We start from the raw sequence: 548 nt of genomic DNA on the forward strand, positions 1-548 counted from the left end.
GCCCTGGTTGGCGTGAATCTCGGCGCGGAGGGATATGCCGTGGTTCGCATCAGCAAGGTGGTGCCCCGCACGCCACCGGCTGCCGATGCTGCCCGGCAGGAGACCGAGCAGTTCGCTCAGGCGGTTGGTGCGGCCGAGAGCGTGGCGTACTACAACTTGCTGAAAGACAAGTTCAAGGCAGAAATTCTGGTGCCAAGGCCTGCGGATTCGCTCCCGGGCGGAGGAAGGTAGATTTTTGACGCTACAATTGCAAGCTAAGTGGTGGCTGTAGCTCAGCTGGTAGAGTCCCAGATTGTGATTCTGGTCGTCGTGGGTTCGAGTCCCATCAGCCACCCCACTGTCTATAAGCCTCTGCTGCTATCGAAACGATAGCGCCAGAGGGCCAAAATCCCCAAAACGGGAATATCATAGCGCCGCTCGGCGGACCTCCCTTGTGCGATCGTAGACACTCGCGGTGGTCGCCGGGTCAGCGTGCAATTCGGGCAAATTGCCAAACTTCAATTTGAAGTACGTGGTGTAGTGCCCGCGAAGATCGTGAAACGTAAAGC

1 protein-coding gene and 1 tRNA gene are annotated in these 548 nt (G+C 58.0%); both read left to right on the plus strand.

Annotation, left to right across the window (positions count from 1 at the left end; genetic code table 11):
- On the plus strand, nucleotides 1-231 hold a 231-nt coding region (locus AC1DTN_RS38910; RefSeq protein WP_477925572.1), incomplete at its 5' end, for a hypothetical protein.
- A 30-nt stretch (nucleotides 232-261) separates the two neighbouring features.
- A tRNA-His gene (locus AC1DTN_RS38915) sits at nucleotides 262-337 on the plus strand.
- Nucleotides 338-548: the final 211 nt, after the last annotated feature.

Source organism: Rhizobium sp. 01T444 (assembly GCF_056398305.1).